We start from the raw sequence: 15,769 nt of genomic DNA on the forward strand, positions 1-15,769 counted from the left end.
CATCGGAGCCACGAACACCGGGCCGTCGCGAGCCTGGTGGGATTCGGTTCGGCAACGCCTCGTCGCGTCATGGCCGAGGAGCCGAATCCCGTGCGCTAGGATCCCCCGCACCGCCACTGAGCAACCGCTCTGTTCTGTGCGTATGAGATGGCGCCCAGCCATCTCGAACGACTTGGCGAAGAAGCGTGGCCATTCACCCGCCAGGGCTATTCAAGCTTGACTCCGGTCGTGGTTGATAAAACCGGCAATTAGTGTTGCCCCACCTTCTGTCTCTCGCGCGATCGATCCGGAGTGGCCCGTGGGCCCATCAGCACCTCGCCCCGGTCCTCACCCGGGGGAACGCGTCAGACACGACGCTCTCCGGGCCTTCGTGAGCCTGGCCCGACGGCAGGGCCAGGAGACCGGCGGACACCGTCACCGCGGCTATCTGCTGCCCCTGTCGGACGAGGTGGCCCCACTGGTGGGGCGCGCGGCGGGCACGCCCGTGACCGTGCGGATCCCGCGGGTCGACGCGCTCTCCACGGCGGTCAGGACCTGGCAGGACGAGACGGCGGTTCTCCGTACCGTCAAGGACGTGCTGCCCGAGGTCCCGGACTGCCTCGTCGTGGGCGACGGCTTCGCCCTGCACAGCCATGTCGACGGAGCCTCGCTCGCCGCGCTGTGCGGTGGCGAGGGCAAGCCCGTCGACGCCCGTTACGTCGAGGCGCTGACCGGTGTGCTCGCCGACCTGGCCCAGGTGCGCCGGGGAGCACTGCCGACCCTGCCCCCTCACTGGCCCGGCAACCACTCGGACAGCCAGGGTTTTCTGCGGGCGATGGCGGTCGCCGCGCACCGGCAGATCGTGCAGCCCAACTGGGCCGCGTTCGGCGGCCTGTTCGCCGCCCTGGGGATCCGGTACGACGCCATGCTCCGGCTGGCGGAGCAGGTTCCGGTGATGTCCAGGCGCCCCTTCGGGCTGCTGCACGGCGACCTGCACCGGGAGAACGTGATCGTCGTTCAGGACGACGACGTCACGCGGGTCGTGCTGGTCGACTGGCACCTGGCGAGCTACGGCGATCCGTTGTACGACCTCGCCAACCACGTCGTCCGCACGCGCTACCCGCTCCACCAGCGGCAAGAGGTCGTCGACGCCTGGGCGGCCGCCGTCCAGCTGGTTCGTCCCCCCGCCGGCAACAACCTGCACCGGGACCTTCCGCATTACCTCGCCTTCGAGGAGGCGCGAGGCGTCTTCTCCGAGGTGATGCGGGCCGCGAGGCAGCTGCGGGGATCCACCGGCCAGGAGACCCTGGACGAGGCGAAAGGGCAGGTGCGCCGGGCGCTGGAGGCGGCGGCGCCGCCCATCGGGCTCGGCAGCGTCCCCGGCGAGCAGGAGATCGAGCGGATCCTGTTCCGGTGGCGGGCCGCCAGAGCCGGGGAGCGTGCCCTGTCCGCGGGGGTCAGCGACTGGGTCCCCGACCCACGGTTCCCCGAGCACACCGCCTTTCCCCGCCGGGCCGTGGACGCGGCGCTGCGTGCGGAGGGGGCGGCGCCGGCCGGGCGGATCTTCAAAGGCACCGGACACCTGAACACGGTGGTGCGCGTGCCCGGCGTCGACTTTCCCGTCGTGGTGCGGCGCAAGGTGGCGAACGTCCACAGGCGTGAACGCGGCTTCCTCAGCGAGCACGCCGTACTGCGTGCCATCGAGGAGTCCAAGGCCCCCGTGCGGGCACCGAGGTTCCTGGCACTGGGGACGAGCTACCAAGAGGAACCTTTCGCCGTTCACACCTACGTGGGTCCGCCCGGCATGGACCAGCCGCCCAGCCATCCCGTGCGGGGACTGCTGCCGCACGAGGCGGACGGCCTCGTCGACCAGCTCCTCGCCCTGACCGAGGTGGGCTACGAAAGGCTCGACCCGGCGGCAGGCGTGGGGTGCTTCTACATCTGGCTCAGCGAGCAACTCGTCCAGCTGGTCGCCGAGTTGCCGAGAGAGTCCCAGCAGCTCGCCCGGCTCCTGGGGCTGCCCGACGCTCCCCGGCTCAAGGAGATCCTGGCCCGACACCAGGTGACGCGGCGCAGGCCCGCCCTGCTGCACGGCGACCTGAACCCGTGGAATCTCGTGCGCCGCTCCGACAGGAAGGCCCCCCTGACCATCATCGACTGGGAGATGGCCGTCGTCGGTGACCCGCTGTACGACCTGGTCCGGCACATGCATCTCACTCCGACGCGGCCGGAGATCCGCGACCGCATGTTCGGCCGCTGGGAGCGTCTGCTGCCCGCCGGGCACACCGCCGACTGGCACCGCGACTGGGGCGTCTACCGCTGGATCGAGATCGTGCGCTCCGCCTATGTGGACCTGGACCGCCTGGTGACGGGCGCGAGTCTGGACGCCCCCAACGTCCGCCGCGCCGTGGACTCCTACGCGATGACCCTGGCGGCCGCGACGGCCTCCCTCGGGCTGCCCGTACGGTCGACGCCGTACCTCGCCAGGGCCCTCGCGTAGTCCGTCTGCTCCTCTGGGCGCCGGCTCCTCGCCGTCCGTCCGGCGGACCGTGACCGCGGTTCACCTCGTACCCTCACCCCATGACCACCCCCGGCCTGAGAGAACGCAAGAAGCAGCGGACCTACGAGACCGTCTCCGAGATCGCCATCCGCCTCTTCCTGGAGAAGGGCTACGACGCGGTGTCCGTCGCCGAGATCGCCGCCGCCGCGGAGATCTCGAAGCCGACGCTCTTCCGGTACTTCCCGGCGAAGGAGGACCTCGTCCTGCACCGGATCGCCGATCACGAGGACGAGGCCGCCCGGGTGGTGCGGGAGGCCACGCAGGAGGCGCCGCTGGTCGCGCTGCGGCGGGACTTCGTCGCGGGGATCGAGCGGGGGGACCCGATCACCGGGGTCAGCGACCATCCGGCCGTGCTGGCCTTCTACGACCTGCTCTACGGCACCCCGGCCCTGGTCGCCCGGATGTACACGCACCTGGAGCGGTCGGAGGCCGCGCTCGCCGACGCGCTGGGCGGTGATCTGGAGGCGCGGCTGGCCGCGGGGCAGATCGTGGCGGTGCGGCGGGTGCTGGCCCAGGAGAACTGGCGGCGGATCACCGGCGGCGAGGACGCGGACGTCGTACGGGCGGAGGCCGTGGTGGCGGCCGGGCGGGCCTTCGAGCTGCTGGAGGGTGGGCTGCCGCAGCTGGCCCGCGCGGGCGACCCTCGGTAAAAAATGTAACTCGGTAACGTTATGTGGGTACCCTCATCCCATGACGTCACCCCTCCACCCCGACCTCCGCCACGCCCTCCGCCTCGAACGCGCCCACCACGACACCTGCCGTGCCGCCCTCGCCGCCATGGTCGAGGGGGCCCAGGAGCACGTCGTCACCGGTGAGGACGTCTCCGCCTCCGGGGCCGACGCCGAAGTGCTCGGGTACCGGTTGCGCAGCCGGGCCAAGGAGATGCGGGAGTTGCCCGAGGGCCCGTTGTTCTTCGGCCGGCTGGACTCGGCGGTGGACGGTCAGAGGCTGTACATCGGGCGGCTGCGGATCAGCGAGCAGCCCGCCGCCCCGCCCCTCGTCGTCGACTGGCGGGCGCCCGTCTCGCGCGCCTTCTACCAGGCCGGCGCCCGCGACCCGCAGGGCGTCGCCGTGCGCCGGCGGTTCGGGTGGGCGCCGGGCAGCAAGGGCGACTCCGCCGACCTCACCGGGCTGGAGGACGAGCACCTCACGGAAGGCGAGGACCGGGCCAGCGGCATCGTGCTGCGCGAGATCGAGCGGCCCCGCCTCGGGCCGATGCGGGACATCGCCGCGACCATCCAGCCCGAGCAGGACGATCTCGTACGAGGTGAGCTGCGGATGTCCCTGTGCGTGCAGGGCGCCCCGGGCACCGGCAAGACCGCCGTCGGGCTGCACCGGGCCGCCTATCTGCTCTACACCCACCCGCAGCGCATCCGCCGCGGCGGCATGCTGATCCTCGGCCCCAACCGCACGTTCCTCACGTACATCTCGCAGGTGCTGCCCGCCCTCGGCGAGACCGGCGTACGGCAGTCGACCCTCCAGGAGGAGATCGCACTCCACCCGGTCCAGGGCCACGACGAGGAGCGGGCCGCCGCCGTCAAGCACGACGTACGGATGGCCGAGGTGGTGCGGCGGGCGCTGTACGCGCGCGTGTCCGTCGGCGAGGTCGAGGCGCTGGCGATCCCCGACGGGACGTACCGATGGCGGGTGCCGGCCGACGAACTGGTGCGGATCGTGGCGGGGGTGCGGGCCGAGGAGCCGCCGTACGGGATCGGGCGGGAGCGGGTCCGGGCGCGGGTGGTGGCCTGCGTACGGGCGCAGGCCGAACGCCGGGAGGGGCCGGTGCCGCACTCGTGGGTGCGGCGCATCGAGCGGGCGCGGGCGGTCGGCGCCTTCCTCGACGCCGTGTGGCCCCGGGTGCGGCCCGAGGAGGTGGTCGCCGAACTCCTCACCGAGCCCGCCGTGCTGGAGCGGTTCGCCCAGGGGGTGCTCACCGCCGACGAGCAGAAGGCGCTGCTGTGGGCCAGGCCGCCGCGGTCATGGCGGTCGGCGCGCTGGTCGGCCGCCGACCTGGTGCTCCTCGACGAGGTCGGCGGGCTGATCGAGCATCCCGAGGGGTACGGCCATGTCGTCGTCGACGAGGCGCAGGACCTCTCTGTGATGGAGTGCCGGGCCATCGCCCGGCGGGCGGCCTTCGGTTCACTGACCGTGCTGGGCGACCTGGCGCAGGGCACCACCCCGTGGGCCGCGCGCACCTGGGCCGCCCAGCTCGCGCACCTCGGCCGGCCCGAGGCCGCCGTCGTGCCGCTGACCACCGGGTTCCGGGTGCCCGAGGCCGTCGTAGGCCTGGCCAACCGGCTGCTGGAACGGCTGGACGTGGACGTGCCGGCCGCGCGGTCGCTGCGCCGGGACGGCGAGTTGCGGATCCGGGACGCCGGCGGCGACCTGCCCGGCGCGGTCGTGGCCGCCGCACGCGACGCCCTCGCGCGGGAGGGTTCGGTGGGTGTGATCGCCGCCGACGCGGATCTGCCCCGGGTCCGCGAGGCGCTGGACGCCGCCGGGCTGAGGCCGGCCGGTCCCGACGACCTGGGCGCCCGCCTGGCCCTCGTGCCGGCGACGCTGGTCAAGGGGCTCGAGTACGACCATGTCGTCGCCGTCGAGCCCGCGGCGATCGCCGAGGCGGAGGAGCGGGGGCTGCACCGGCTGTACGTGGTGCTGACGCGGGCGGTGTCGGGGCTGGAGGTGGTGCACGGGCGCGAGCTTCCGTTCTGAGCGCGTCCCGCTGTCCCGGGTCCTGTCGGTCCAGCGGCTCACCTGAGCAGGGGGATCAACTGCTCCTCCTCGTAGGTCAGATGAGCCTCCACCTCGGACGCGATCCGCTCGACCTCGGCGCGGGCGTCGGCGGGCCCGGCGGCCGTCCACACCGCCTGCTTCAGCTCGTCCACCAGTGCGGCGATCCGCTTGTGCTCCTCGCCCAGCCGTGCCAGCGCGGGGGCGGCCTCGGGGTGCCGGTCGGCGAGGAGGGGGAACAGGTCGGTGTCCTCGCCGGTGTGGTGGTTGTGCAGGCCCTGGCAGAAGGTGAGGCAGTTGACGCGGAGCTGGGCGCCCAGGGTCGGGCCGGTGCTCCTCGCCATCTCCTCGCGGATCAGGGCGAGTTCATGGCGGAGATCGTCGTGGACGAGTCTGATCGCCTCGCCCGTGGAACCGGCCCGGATGTTCGGGGGTTCCGGTGCCGCGCTCTCGTACAGGGCGACCACGGGCAGGGTCCGGCCCCCGGCCTTCTCCTGGTACTCCGCCCAGCCGGGGTCCGCCTCCACGGCCCGCGCGAACGACCGGTCGCGCTCCTCGCCCGCCAGGGGGACGGCCCGCGCCTCGTAGGTGAACGCGCCGCTCTCCACGGTCACTTGGGGATGCGCGAGGAGGTTGAGGTACCAGTCCGGATGTCTGGGGGAGCCGCCCGCCGAGGCGATGACCAGGACCCGGTCGCCGCCGTCGGGGAGGTAGCCGAGGGGAGTGGTGTGCCGGGTGCCGGTGCGGGCGCCGGTGGTGGTCAGCAGAAGCAGCCGGGCACCCTCGAACCGGCCGCCGACGCGACCGTTGTGGGCACGGAACTCGTCGATGACCGTTTGGTTGAAGTAGTCGGTCATTCTCTTCTCTCTCGTCCTTCTCTTCGTCGCGTACGTCGGTGAGGGCGAAGGCGAGGAGAAAGCGGCGGGCCTCTGACCCGCGCGGGCCTCACTCGGAGGCCGGGCACCCGACCGTCGCGCGGCCCGTGGCCGCAAACCCGGCAGTCATGGGAGGGACGGTAGCCCCGTGATCGTGCGGGGCGCCACCGAATATCGGCGGGTGCGCGGGGGCTGCCGCGGTGCATGCTGGCCGACGATGATTCTCTTCCTCGACATCGACGGGACGATCCTGCCGTTCGGTTCCTCGCGGCCGTATCCGCGCCACGAGGGTCCGGTGACGGCCCGCCATCCCCTCCTCGACCGCGTCGACCCCGCTCTGGGGGCGCGGCTCACGGCACTCGGCTGCGAACTCGTCTGGGCCACGACCTGGCCGGCCGAGGACGCCAACGGCCTCCTCGCTCCCTGGCTCGGGCTGCCCCCGCTCCCCGCCGTGGGCTGGCCGGAGCCGCACGACGGGCCGGCGGGTGGACCGCACTGGAAGACGCGGACGCTCGTCGACCGCGCGGCGGGCCGGTCCTTCGTGTGGGTCGACGACGAGATCGGCGCCGCCGACCGGACGTGGGTGGCGGCCCACCACCGGGCACCGGCCCTGCTGCACCGCGTCGATCACCGCTGCGGGCTCACCGACGCGGATGTCGAGGCCGTGGCGCGGTGGCTGCGGACGTAGAGCGGGGTCAGGTCTTCCGCCCGGCCTCCCGCGCCGCGTGCTCCAGACGGTCCCGGTAGGCCTGCCACCAGGCCGGGTCGTGCGAGGGCATGCTGTCGTTGCCGTCGTTCATGCCGACGGCTCCGTCCAGGAGTTCGCGGAGGATGTCGGCGTGTCCGGCGTGCCGGTGGGTGTCGGCGATGACCCGGACCAGGGCGTGATGCAGCGTCACCTCGTCCTTGCCGTCCGGCCACCACGGCACATGGCCGAGCGTGTCCAAGGGCAGCGCGGCGAGCGTCGCGTCCGCGTGCGCCCAGGCCCTGCGGTACAGGCCCACGATGTCCTCGCGGGACTCCTCGGCGGTGGCCCACATGTCGCCGTTGGGCTCGGCGTCGGCGTCCCGCCAGGGGAGCGGCTCGCCCGACGGACGCCCGAAGGTGTCCCCGAGATACCCCAACTCCACCCCGGCCGCGTGCTTCACCAGCCCCAGCAGATTGGTACCGGTCGGTGTCAGCGGCCGCCGCACGTCGTACTCCGACACCCCGTCCACCTTCCACAACAGGGCGTCGCGGGCGGACTGGAGGTAGTAGCGGAGGACGTCTTTGGGTTCGGTTTCTGCCATGGGGGCCAGTCTGGAGGGCACGGGATCCACAGGCACGGCAATTGCGGAGCCGCCCGGTCAGCCGCCTTCCCCCGAAAGGGTGGTGTGGAGCACTTTTGCAAGCGGGCGCTTGCAAAAGTTAGCAAGGGTCGGGCACAGTGGGGGCATGGCATCGCTCAACGTCGGCAATCTCGGTGATTACCTGCGCGAGCAGCGGCGGAACGCTCAGCTCTCGCTCAGGCAGCTCGCCGACGCCGCCGGGGTGTCCAATCCGTATCTGAGCCAGATCGAGCGCGGGCTGCGCAAGCCGAGCGCGGAGGTGTTGCAGCAGGTCGCCAAGGCGCTGCGGATCTCCGCCGAGACGCTGTACGTCCGCGCCGGCATCCTCGACGCCGAGCGTGACCGGGACGAGGTGGAGACGCGCGCCGTCATCATCGCCGACCCCACGCTCAACGAGCGGCAGAAGCAGGTGCTGCTGCAGATCTACGAGTCCTTCCGCAAGGAGAACGGGTTCGGGATCGACGCCCAGGGCGCACAGGACACCGAGGACACCCAGGAGCCCGGGGAGCATTCCTCCGTGGAACCCAAGACCACCCCCGCGGCCGACGTGCCGGGCGACGACGCCCAGGGCAGCACCACCAAGCGCCGTACCCGCAAGAAGACCACGGCACCCCGCACGGCCGACGGCGGCGACGCCGACCCGCGGCAGACGGCCGGTTGACACGGCACGGGCTGACCGCGGGATACAAAACCCTCAAGCGAACGCGATCCGGGAGGACCACCACCATGGCCATCACCGACGACATCCGCAAGGCCGTCACCGACCCGACGCCCCTCTACTTCCTGGCCGGCGCCGGAGACCTGGCCCTGCAAGAGGCCAAGAAGGTGCCCGCCATCGTCGAGCAGCTGCGCGCCGAGGCCCCGGCCCGGATCGAGGCCGTGCGCGGCACCGACCCCAAGGCCGTGCAGGAGAAGGCCGCCGCCCGCGCCAAGGAGGCCAGTGCCAAGGCCAAGGAGGCCCAGGAGTCCCTCCAGGCCAGGGTCGGCGAGTTCATCGCGAGCCTCGACGGCGACATCAAGAAGCTCGGCTCGACCCTCGACGCCGACCTGAAGAAGATCGGCGAGAACGCCCAGGACCTCGCCCTGCGCGGTGTCGGCGTTGCCGCCGAGTACGCCGTGAAGGCCCGCGAGACCTACGAGAAGGTCGCCGAGCACGGCGAGCAGGCCGTGCGCACCTGGCGTGGCGAGGCCGCCGAGGAGATCGAGGAGCTCGCCATCGCGGTGGAGCCCAACGCCCGGCCGGTCGAGGTCAAGGACGAGCCGAAGCCCACCGAGGCCAAGGTCGCCGAGGTCAAGCCCGCCGCGGCCACTCCCGCCCCGGCGCCTGTGACCACCCCTGCGGCCGCGACCGCCCCTGCCGCGAAGAAGACCCCCGCCGCCCCCGCCCGCAAGGCCCCGGCGAAGAAGACCACCGCCAAGAAGACGACGCCGCCCGCCAAGTAAGCGAGACCCACGGCACTTCTGGGACGGGCCGGGCACCCCTGGGGTGCCCGGCCCGTTCTCCGGGTACGGTGACCGCGTAACGACGAGCCGAGTCAGGTGGTGGACGCTGTGCTGATGCAGGGGTTCGCGGGGTTGATGTGGATTCTCTACCTCGCGATGCTGGGATTCGCGGTCGTGGCCTTCGTGATGGCCGCCGTGTTCCGTGAGGACGCGTACCGGGCCGCCAGCAAGCAGAACAAGGGTTTCTGGCTGATCATCCTCGGCGTCGCGGTCGCGGTGAACCTGCTGGTGCCGATGCTCTTCCTCCAGCTCGCCGGCCTGGTCGCCTCGATCGTCTTCCTCGTGGACGTCCGCCCCGCCCTGCGCCAGGTCTCCGGCGGCCGAGGCCGCGGCGGCAGCAGCAGCGACGGCCCGTACGGCCCCTACAACGGCGGCCGTTAGAAGCGAGGGCGGCCCGTGACGGGCTGCCTCACGCCGTCCGGTCCAGCAGCAGCACCGCCACGTCGTCCGTCAGCTCGCCGCCGTTCAGCTCCCGCACCTCGCTGACGGCCGCCCGCAGCAGCGCCTCGCCGCCCAGCCCCTCGGCGAGCTGCCGGCGGACCATCGACACCATGCCGTCCTGACCGAGCCGTTCCCCGCCGGCCCCGACCCGGCCCTCGATCAGACCGTCGGTGTAGAGCATCAGGCTCCACTCGCGCCCCAGCTCCACCTGCGTCCGCGGCCACCGCGCACCGGGCAGCAGCCCGAGCGCGGGGCCGTTGTTGTCGTACGGCAGCAGCTGGGCCGGCCGTCCGGGGCGGGCGACCAGCGGCGAGGGGTGCCCGGCCAGGCACAGGCCCGCCCGCCGCCCGTCCGGCGCGATGTCGACCGTGCACAGCGTCGCGAAGATCTCGTCGTCGGGCCGCTCGTGCTCCAGGACCTGCTGCAAGGTGCCGAGCAGCTGGTCCCCGCACAGTCCCGCGAGCGTGAGTGCCCGCCAGGCGATCCGCAGCTCGACGCCGAGCGCCGCCTCGTCGGGGCCGTGCCCGCAGACGTCGCCGATCATGGCGTGGACCGTGCCGTCGGGGGTGCGGACGACGTCGTAGAAGTCGCCGCCGAGCAGCGCGCGTGAGCGGCCCGGGCGGTAGCGCGCGGCGAACCGCAGCGAGGAGCCCTCGAGCAGCGGGGTGGGCAGCAGCCCGCGCTCCAGGCGCCGGTTCTCCTGCACCCGCAACCGGCCCTCGGCGAGTCGCCGCTCGGCCGTGTCGGAGCGCTTCCGCTCCACGGCGTACCGGATCGCTCGGCTCAGCAGCCGGCTGTCCAGCTCGTCCCGGAAGAGGTAGTCCTGGGCGCCCACCCGGACCGCTTCGGCGCCGCGCTCGGCGTCGCCGGCGGCGGTGAGGGCGAGGACGGCGTGCCGGGGCGCGAGCTCCAGCACGTGCTTGAGCACGGCGAGCTCGTCGTCGGCGGCGCCGCGCGCGGGGGCGGGCAGGGCGAGGTCCAGCAGGATGCAGTGGACGTCGTCGGTGAGCAGCCGCTCGGCCTCGGTGAGGTTGCGGGCGGTACGGACACGGATCGGGTTGCCGGCGGCGTCGAGGAGCTCGGGCACGACCGTGGAGCCGCCCGGATCGTCCTCGATCACCAGCAGCGTCAACTGGGTGCCGTTGTGCTTCTCGGCCGTGCCGTCCGTGCGTGGGGCCTCTTCCCTGGAAGGGCCGCCAGGTGCGGGTGCGGCCGGCGCCTGACCACTTTCCACGGCCGGGATCGCTCTCTGCCGCGGTACGGGTACGGGCATCGTCTTGGGTTCCTTCCCTCCCCCCGAGGGCATGGCGGGGCGAGGGACCTCGACCCACCGACGGGGACCATAGCGGTACTCGGCGCCGCAACGGAATGGTGCGGGGCACCCGTCTCGGCACGGGGCCACTGTCATATGCCGCGTTTTCCCCCGCAGTTGGACACCCCGCCCGAGGTGCGGGAATGACGAACGTCACGTCGCCGAGGGGTTTGTCCGACGCACCGGGTGCCCTGCGTCACGTGACCCCGGTCTCAGGCTCCGGCGCCCCTGGCGCGGCGTCAGGCGTACGGCCGTACGACCGACCCCGGTCTCGGGCTCCGGCGCTCCACGCGCGGCGTCAGGCGTCCGGCCGTACGACCGCCAGGATCGGCATCGATCCCGCGCCGGCGACCGTCACCGTCCGCCCGGGACGCGGGGCGTGGACGATCGCGCCGTCCCCTATGTACATCGCGACATGGCTGGCGTCGGAGTTGTAGATGACGAGGTCGCCGGGCCGCATGTCCCTGACGTCCACGTGCTCCAGCTGCTTCCACTGCTGCTGCGAGGTCCGCGGGATCGCCTGTCCGGCGCTCGCCCAGGCCTGTGAGGTCAGCCCTGAGCAGTCGTAGGCCCCCGGACCCTCGGCGCCCCACTCGTACGGCTTGCCGATCTGGGCGGTCGCGTACTCCACGGCCTTCTTGCCCTGGGCGGAGGCCTTGCTGCTGATCTCGTCGAGGATCCCGGAGTCCAGCCAGGCGGTCTGCGCCTGGGAGGCGGCCTGTTGCTCCAGCCGGGCGAGCCGCTCCTTCTCCTCCTTCTCCAGCTGGGACTCGAGGTCCTCGGCCGCCGCGATCTGCTTCTTGATCTTCTTCTTGGCGACGGCCTTGGCCTTGCGGTTGGCCTCGAGCTTGTCCCACTGGGCGGAGGCGTCCTTGGCGTACTGCTCCAAGTCCTCCTGGGTGCGGGTCATTTCCGCGATGAGCCCCTTGGTGGCGCGCTGGCCCTGGAGCACGCGTCCGGTGCCGTCGAGGAACTCCTGCGGGTCGTCGCTGAGCATCAGCTGGGCCTCGTCGGGCAGTCCGCCGGTGCGGTACTGGGCGGCGGCCGCGCTGCCGGCGCGCTTCTTCAGCTCGGCCAGCCTCTCCTGACCCCTGACGATCTTCTTCGCCAGCGCCACGATCGCGGCCGACTGCTGGTCGGCGGCCTCCTCGGCGGCGTTGTACGCGTCCGTGGCCACGGCGGCGTCGTGATAGAGGGCGTCCAGCTTCGCGCGTACGGCCTCAAGGTCCTTGTCCGCCGCGGTGGTCGGGGCGCCGGACGGGGTCGCGGACGGCGAGGGTGTCGGGCCCGGGGCGGCGAACGCCGTGCCCGGTGCCGCCAGTACGGTGACCGCGCAGACCACGGTGACGGCGGCTGTGATCAGCCCGCGCTTGCCCGCACCCATACCCCTGCCCCCACATCTGATTTACCGTCAGTAACTTACGGACGCTTGGGGGATCGTGCCATGTCGCGCCGTAAAGCGACAGGGGCTGTGCCTCGGTGCGGCTTCGGCGCCGCTCACATGGTGCTTCCCCCGATTCCGGCCCCCGCACGACGATCTCCCCGCCTGTGTGACGAACGACTCACGGAGATCGTTCCCCGCAGCTCAGAGCGCGGGGCAGGGCGCGGGTCAGAGGGCGGGGCAGGGCGCGGGGCAGGCCGCGAGGGAGCCGGCGAGGGAGCCCGCGAGGGAGCCCGCGGGGGACTTCACCCTCGCGGCGCCAACGCCCCCCACGCCACGGTCACTTCCCCCTGCCGCCACCGCACCGGCCGGTCCAGGACCGGCCAGTCGGCCGTCAGGTCCCGCACCGCGCGCGTCCAGCGCTGCCGGGCGCCGTAGGAGGCGTAGGGGGCGGCGGCGGCCCAGGCGCGGTCGAAGTCCCGCAGGAAGGCGTGCACGGGCTCGCCGGGCACGTTCCGGTGGATCAGCGCCTTCGGCAGCCGCTCGGCGAGGTCGGAGGGCCGCTCCAGTGACCCCAGACGGGTGGCGAAGGTGACCGTCCGCGGCCCCTCCTGCCCGAGCGCGACCCACACATGCCGTCGCCCGATCTCGTCGCAGGTCCCCTCCACGAGCAGCCCGCCCGGCGCCAGCCGTGCGCACAGCCGCGCCCAGACCTCGGCGACCTCGCCCGCGTCGTACTGCCGCAGCACGTTGGCGGCCCGGATGAGCAGCGGCCGCCCGGTCACGGGGATCTCGAACCCCCCGTGCCGGAACTCGAGCCCCTCGCGCTCGTACGGCTTCGCGGCCGCCACGCGCGCGGGCTCGATCTCCACCCCCACGACCCGCGCGCGGGGAGCGACGGTGCGCAGCCGCGCGAGCAGCTCGACGGCGGTCCAGGGTGCGGCCCCGTACCCCAGGTCGACGGCGACGGGTTCCCCGGCCCGCCGCAGCGCGGCCCCGTGGGTCGCGGCGATCCAGCGGTCCATGCGCCGGAGCCGATTGGGGTTGGTCGTCCCGCGCGTGACCGTGCCCACGGGGCGGTGCGCTGCGCGGGCTGTCATGCCTACGAGGGTATGCGGCCGGAACACCCCGGCCCCACCGGCCCGAGTACACCCCCTACGCACCCCAGCCCCGAACAGTTGAGCGACATCCGGTAATACCCAGGCAAAATTCGCCGCGCCCGGAATGGGAAGCCGCCCCTCCGATGTTGCACCCCCGTGGAGGGCGCGCCCTCCGTCCGACATGCCCGCAGCGAGGAGGACCGCCACGTGAGCCAGTACGTCGGCAGGCTCGGGCGTCGCTCCCCGGCCACGCCCCCGCGCCTGCGGCTGCACCGCCGCCCCCGCCGTATCGCGATGCTCTCCGTGCACACCTCCCCGCTCCACCAGCCCGGCACCGGCGACGCGGGCGGCATGAACGTCTACATCGTCGAGCTCGCGCAGCGCCTGGCCGCGATCAACATCGAGGTCGAGATCTTCACGCGCGCGACGACGGCCGCCCTGGAGCCCACCGTCCAGCTCGCTCCCGGCGTCCTCGTCCGCCACGTCGACGCGGGCCCCTACGAGGGTCTCGCCAAGGAAGAGCTCCCCGCCCAGCTGTGCGCCTTTACCCACGGCGTGATGCAGGCCTGGGCCGGCCACCGCCCCGGCCACTACGACCTCGTCCACTCGCACTACTGGCTCTCCGGCCACGTCGGCTGGCTCGCCGCCCAGCGCTGGGGCGTGCCCCTGGTCCACGCCATGCACACCATGGCCAAGGTCAAGAACGCCAACCTCGCCGACGGCGACACCCCCGAGCCCGCCGCCCGCGTCATCGGCGAGACCCAGATCGTCGACGCCGCCGACCGCCTCATCGCCAACACCGCCGAGGAGGCCGACGAGCTCGTACGCCATTACAGCGCCGACCCCGGCAAGGTCGCCGTCGTCCACCCCGGCGTCAACCTCGACCGCTTCCGCCCCGCCGACGGCCGCGCCGCCGCCCGCGCCCGCCTCGGCCTGCCCCAGGACGCGCTGATCCCTCTCTTCGCGGGCCGCATCCAGCCCCTGAAGGCCCCGGACATCCTCCTGCGAGCCGTCGCCGTCCTGCTCGACGAGCGCCCGGAACTGCGTTCCCGCCTGGTCGTCCCCGTGGTCGGCGGCCCCAGTGGCAGCGGTCTCGCCAAACCGGAGGGTCTGCAGAAGCTGGCGGCCCGGCTCGGCATCGCCGATGTCGTACGGTTCCGCCCGCCCGTCGGCCAGGAGCAGCTCGCGGACTGGTTCCGCGCCGCGTCCGTCCTCGTGATGCCGTCGTACAGCGAGTCCTTCGGCCTGGTCGCCATAGAGGCCCAGGCGGCCGGCACACCCGTCCTGGCGGCCGCGGTCGGCGGACTGCCGGTCGCGGTCCGGGACGGCCGTACGGGATTCCTCGTACGAGGGCACGATCCCGCCGACTACGCGCGCGTGCTGCGCGCCTTCGCCGACGACCCGCAGACGGCGACCCGGATGGGCGCGGAGGCCGCCCGGCACGCCCAGTCCTTCGGCTGGGACACCGCGGCCGCCGCGACCGCGGACGTCTACACGGCCGCGATGCAGGCGCACCGGCGTCGCGTACGCTCCCACCATGGCTGACACGGAGACGGAGAAGGCGGCACGGGTCATCGAGGGCGTCCTGAAGGACGCCGAGCTGGAGTGGGAGAGCCCCGCCGTCGGCAACTACGTCGTCCAGCTCCCCGGCACCCGCAAGCTGAAGACGACGCTCTCCCTCCTGGTCGGCCGGCACTCCCTCTCCCTGAACGCCTTCGTCATCCGCCACCCCGACGAGAACGAACAAGGCGTCCACCGCTGGCTCCTGGAGCGCAACCTCAAGCTGTACGGCGTGAGTTACGCCGTCGACCAGCACGGCGACGTCTACCTCACCGGCAAGCTCCCGCTGGCCGCCGTGACCCCCGACGAGATCGACCGCCTGCTCGGCCAGACGCTGGAGGCGGCGGACGGCAGCTTCAACACCCTGCTGGAACTCGGTTTCGCGTCCGCGATCCGCAAGGAGTACGAGTGGCGGGTGGCCCGGGGTGAGCCGACGCGCAACCTGGACGCGTTCGCCCACCTGACGCAGCGCCCGGCCGAGGGGTCGGACCGGTCCAACTGACCCCGGGCCGGCGCGTCAGGAATCGCCGGGCGGCAGGGACGAGTCCGGCCGGGGCTGGCCGGTGGGGTCGGGGTGCTCGCCGGAAGGGTCGCTCTTGTCGAGTTCGTCGGCGAACGCGCGCAGGGCGTCCGCGAGTTCCTTCTTGGTGGGCAGCTCGTCGACCTTCTTGTCGAGCTCCGCGACACGCCGGTTGAGCTCGTCCAGCTCGCTGGGTGCGGACGGCCCGTCGGTGGGTTCCACGGTCGGTTCGTCGGTGGGTTCCTCGGTGGGCTCGTCCGGTTCCGTGAACGTCGGACTCGGGTCGCCGCCGCCGGTGGTGCCGCCGTCGGAGCCTGAGCCGCCCGTGCCGCCGTCCGCCGGGACGCTGATCTCCGCGGAGGGTTCGGCGGTGGGCTCCTCGTCCGAGGTCGCCGCGAGGGCGGCGCCGACGCTGAGGGCGACCAGGGCGGCCGCGCCGACGACGGTGGTCGAGAAACGTCTGACCCGCACGGTGCGGGG

The 15,769-nt window shown here is 72.9% G+C and carries 15 protein-coding genes; 9 read left to right on the plus strand and 6 right to left on the minus strand.

Annotated features, from left to right (window positions below; translation table 11 throughout):
- The first annotated feature begins 370 nt into the window (after nt 1-370).
- The 3 genes from ACZ56U_RS37995 (at nt 371) to ACZ56U_RS38005 (ending at nt 5,251) form a co-directional block, all read left to right on the plus strand.
- A complete protein-coding gene (locus ACZ56U_RS37995) occupies nt 371-2,479 on the plus strand; it encodes a phosphotransferase family protein (RefSeq protein ID WP_469088502.1) in 2,109 nt (702 codons plus the stop codon).
- An 80-nt stretch (nt 2,480-2,559) separates the two neighbouring features.
- Nucleotides 2,560-3,189, plus strand: a complete 630-nt coding sequence (locus ACZ56U_RS38000; protein WP_469088503.1) for a TetR/AcrR family transcriptional regulator — start codon at nt 2,560-2,562, stop codon at nt 3,187-3,189.
- A 40-nt stretch (nt 3,190-3,229) separates the two neighbouring features.
- The gene (locus ACZ56U_RS38005) at nt 3,230-5,251 is read left to right on the plus strand and encodes a HelD family protein (protein ID WP_469088504.1); all 2,022 of its coding nucleotides are present in this window, start codon (nt 3,230-3,232) and stop codon (nt 5,249-5,251) included.
- 38 nt (nt 5,252-5,289) lie between these two features.
- On the opposite strand, the gene ACZ56U_RS38010 is transcribed toward ACZ56U_RS38005, so the two are convergent.
- Entirely contained in the window at nt 5,290-6,126 is an 837-nt protein-coding gene (locus ACZ56U_RS38010; protein WP_469088505.1) for a nitroreductase/quinone reductase family protein, read from the minus strand.
- A 235-nt stretch (nt 6,127-6,361) separates the two neighbouring features.
- On the opposite strand from ACZ56U_RS38010, the gene ACZ56U_RS38015 reads away from it, so the two are divergent.
- A complete protein-coding gene (locus ACZ56U_RS38015) occupies nt 6,362-6,832 on the plus strand; it encodes an HAD domain-containing protein (RefSeq protein ID WP_469088506.1) in 471 nt (156 codons plus the stop codon).
- Nucleotides 6,833-6,839: 7 nt separating this feature from the next.
- Here the strand turns inward: ACZ56U_RS38015 and ACZ56U_RS38020 are convergent, their stop codons facing one another.
- Nucleotides 6,840-7,433: a DinB family protein gene (locus ACZ56U_RS38020; protein ID WP_469088507.1), complete on the minus strand. Its 594-nt coding sequence runs from the start codon at nt 7,431-7,433 to the stop codon at nt 6,840-6,842.
- Nucleotides 7,434-7,578: 145 nt separating this feature from the next.
- Here ACZ56U_RS38020 and ACZ56U_RS38025 point away from each other — a divergent pair, with 145 nt between their 5' ends.
- The 3 genes from ACZ56U_RS38025 to ACZ56U_RS38035 all read left to right on the plus strand — a co-directional run bounded on the left by ACZ56U_RS38025 (nt 7,579) and on the right by ACZ56U_RS38035 (nt 9,356).
- A complete protein-coding gene (locus ACZ56U_RS38025) occupies nt 7,579-8,133 on the plus strand; it encodes a helix-turn-helix domain-containing protein (protein ID WP_469088508.1) in 555 nt (184 codons plus the stop codon).
- A gap of 65 nt (nt 8,134-8,198) precedes the next feature.
- The gene (locus ACZ56U_RS38030; RefSeq protein WP_469088509.1) at nt 8,199-8,915 is read left to right on the plus strand and encodes a hypothetical protein; all 717 of its coding nucleotides are present in this window, start codon (nt 8,199-8,201) and stop codon (nt 8,913-8,915) included.
- Nucleotides 8,916-9,029: 114 nt separating this feature from the next.
- The gene (locus ACZ56U_RS38035) at nt 9,030-9,356 is read left to right on the plus strand and encodes a DUF2516 family protein (RefSeq protein WP_469088510.1); all 327 of its coding nucleotides are present in this window, start codon (nt 9,030-9,032) and stop codon (nt 9,354-9,356) included.
- Nucleotides 9,357-9,384: 28 nt separating this feature from the next.
- Here the strand turns inward: ACZ56U_RS38035 and ACZ56U_RS38040 are convergent, their stop codons facing one another.
- The 3 genes from ACZ56U_RS38040 to ACZ56U_RS38050 form a co-directional block, all read right to left on the minus strand.
- Nucleotides 9,385-10,689 carry a PP2C family protein-serine/threonine phosphatase gene (locus ACZ56U_RS38040; RefSeq protein WP_469088511.1) on the minus strand — a complete coding sequence of 435 codons (1,305 nt, stop codon included), beginning with the start codon at nt 10,687-10,689 and terminating at the stop codon, nt 9,385-9,387.
- A 337-nt stretch (nt 10,690-11,026) separates the two neighbouring features.
- Nucleotides 11,027-12,112, minus strand: a complete 1,086-nt coding sequence (locus ACZ56U_RS38045; protein ID WP_469088512.1) for a C40 family peptidase — start codon at nt 12,110-12,112, stop codon at nt 11,027-11,029.
- 302 nt (nt 12,113-12,414) lie between these two features.
- A complete protein-coding gene (locus ACZ56U_RS38050; RefSeq protein ID WP_469088513.1) occupies nt 12,415-13,209 on the minus strand; it encodes a class I SAM-dependent methyltransferase in 795 nt (264 codons plus the stop codon).
- A 207-nt stretch (nt 13,210-13,416) separates the two neighbouring features.
- Between ACZ56U_RS38050 and mshA the strand changes: the two genes are divergently transcribed.
- Both mshA and ACZ56U_RS38060 read left to right on the plus strand, forming a co-directional pair.
- The gene (gene mshA, locus ACZ56U_RS38055) at nt 13,417-14,754 is read left to right on the plus strand and encodes a D-inositol-3-phosphate glycosyltransferase (RefSeq protein WP_469088514.1); all 1,338 of its coding nucleotides are present in this window, start codon (nt 13,417-13,419) and stop codon (nt 14,752-14,754) included.
- Nucleotides 14,747-15,271: a type III secretion system chaperone family protein gene (locus ACZ56U_RS38060; RefSeq protein WP_469088515.1), complete on the plus strand. Its 525-nt coding sequence runs from the start codon at nt 14,747-14,749 to the stop codon at nt 15,269-15,271. The genes mshA and ACZ56U_RS38060 overlap by 8 nt, the downstream gene beginning before the upstream one ends.
- 15 nt (nt 15,272-15,286) lie before the next feature.
- Here the strand turns inward: ACZ56U_RS38060 and ACZ56U_RS38065 are convergent.
- Nucleotides 15,287-15,769: hypothetical protein (locus ACZ56U_RS38065; protein ID WP_469088516.1), on the minus strand; the 483-nt coding region annotated here is incomplete at its 5' end.

This window comes from Streptomyces sp. NPDC034103 (assembly GCF_055575395.1).

Coding starts and splice junctions, on each gene's coding strand:
- ACZ56U_RS38010 (WP_469088505.1), bottom strand. CDS start 6,126: ATGACCGACTACTTCAACCAAACGGTCATCGACGAGTTCCGTGCCCAC.
- ACZ56U_RS38005 (WP_469088504.1), top strand. CDS start 3,230: ATGACGTCACCCCTCCACCCCGACCTCCGCCACGCCCTCCGCCTCGAA.
- ACZ56U_RS38025 (WP_469088508.1), top strand. CDS start 7,579: ATGGCATCGCTCAACGTCGGCAATCTCGGTGATTACCTGCGCGAGCAG.
- ACZ56U_RS38045 (WP_469088512.1), bottom strand. CDS start 12,112: ATGGGTGCGGGCAAGCGCGGGCTGATCACAGCCGCCGTCACCGTGGTC.
- ACZ56U_RS38030 (WP_469088509.1), top strand. CDS start 8,199: ATGGCCATCACCGACGACATCCGCAAGGCCGTCACCGACCCGACGCCC.
- ACZ56U_RS38050 (WP_469088513.1), bottom strand. CDS start 13,209: ATGACAGCCCGCGCAGCGCACCGCCCCGTGGGCACGGTCACGCGCGGG.
- ACZ56U_RS38020 (WP_469088507.1), bottom strand. CDS start 7,433: ATGGCAGAAACCGAACCCAAAGACGTCCTCCGCTACTACCTCCAGTCC.
- ACZ56U_RS38000 (WP_469088503.1), top strand. CDS start 2,560: ATGACCACCCCCGGCCTGAGAGAACGCAAGAAGCAGCGGACCTACGAG.
- ACZ56U_RS38060 (WP_469088515.1), top strand. CDS start 14,747: ATGGCTGACACGGAGACGGAGAAGGCGGCACGGGTCATCGAGGGCGTC.
- ACZ56U_RS38035 (WP_469088510.1), top strand. CDS start 9,030: ATGCAGGGGTTCGCGGGGTTGATGTGGATTCTCTACCTCGCGATGCTG.
- ACZ56U_RS38015 (WP_469088506.1), top strand. CDS start 6,362: ATGATTCTCTTCCTCGACATCGACGGGACGATCCTGCCGTTCGGTTCC.
- ACZ56U_RS38040 (WP_469088511.1), bottom strand. CDS start 10,689: ATGCCCGTACCCGTACCGCGGCAGAGAGCGATCCCGGCCGTGGAAAGT.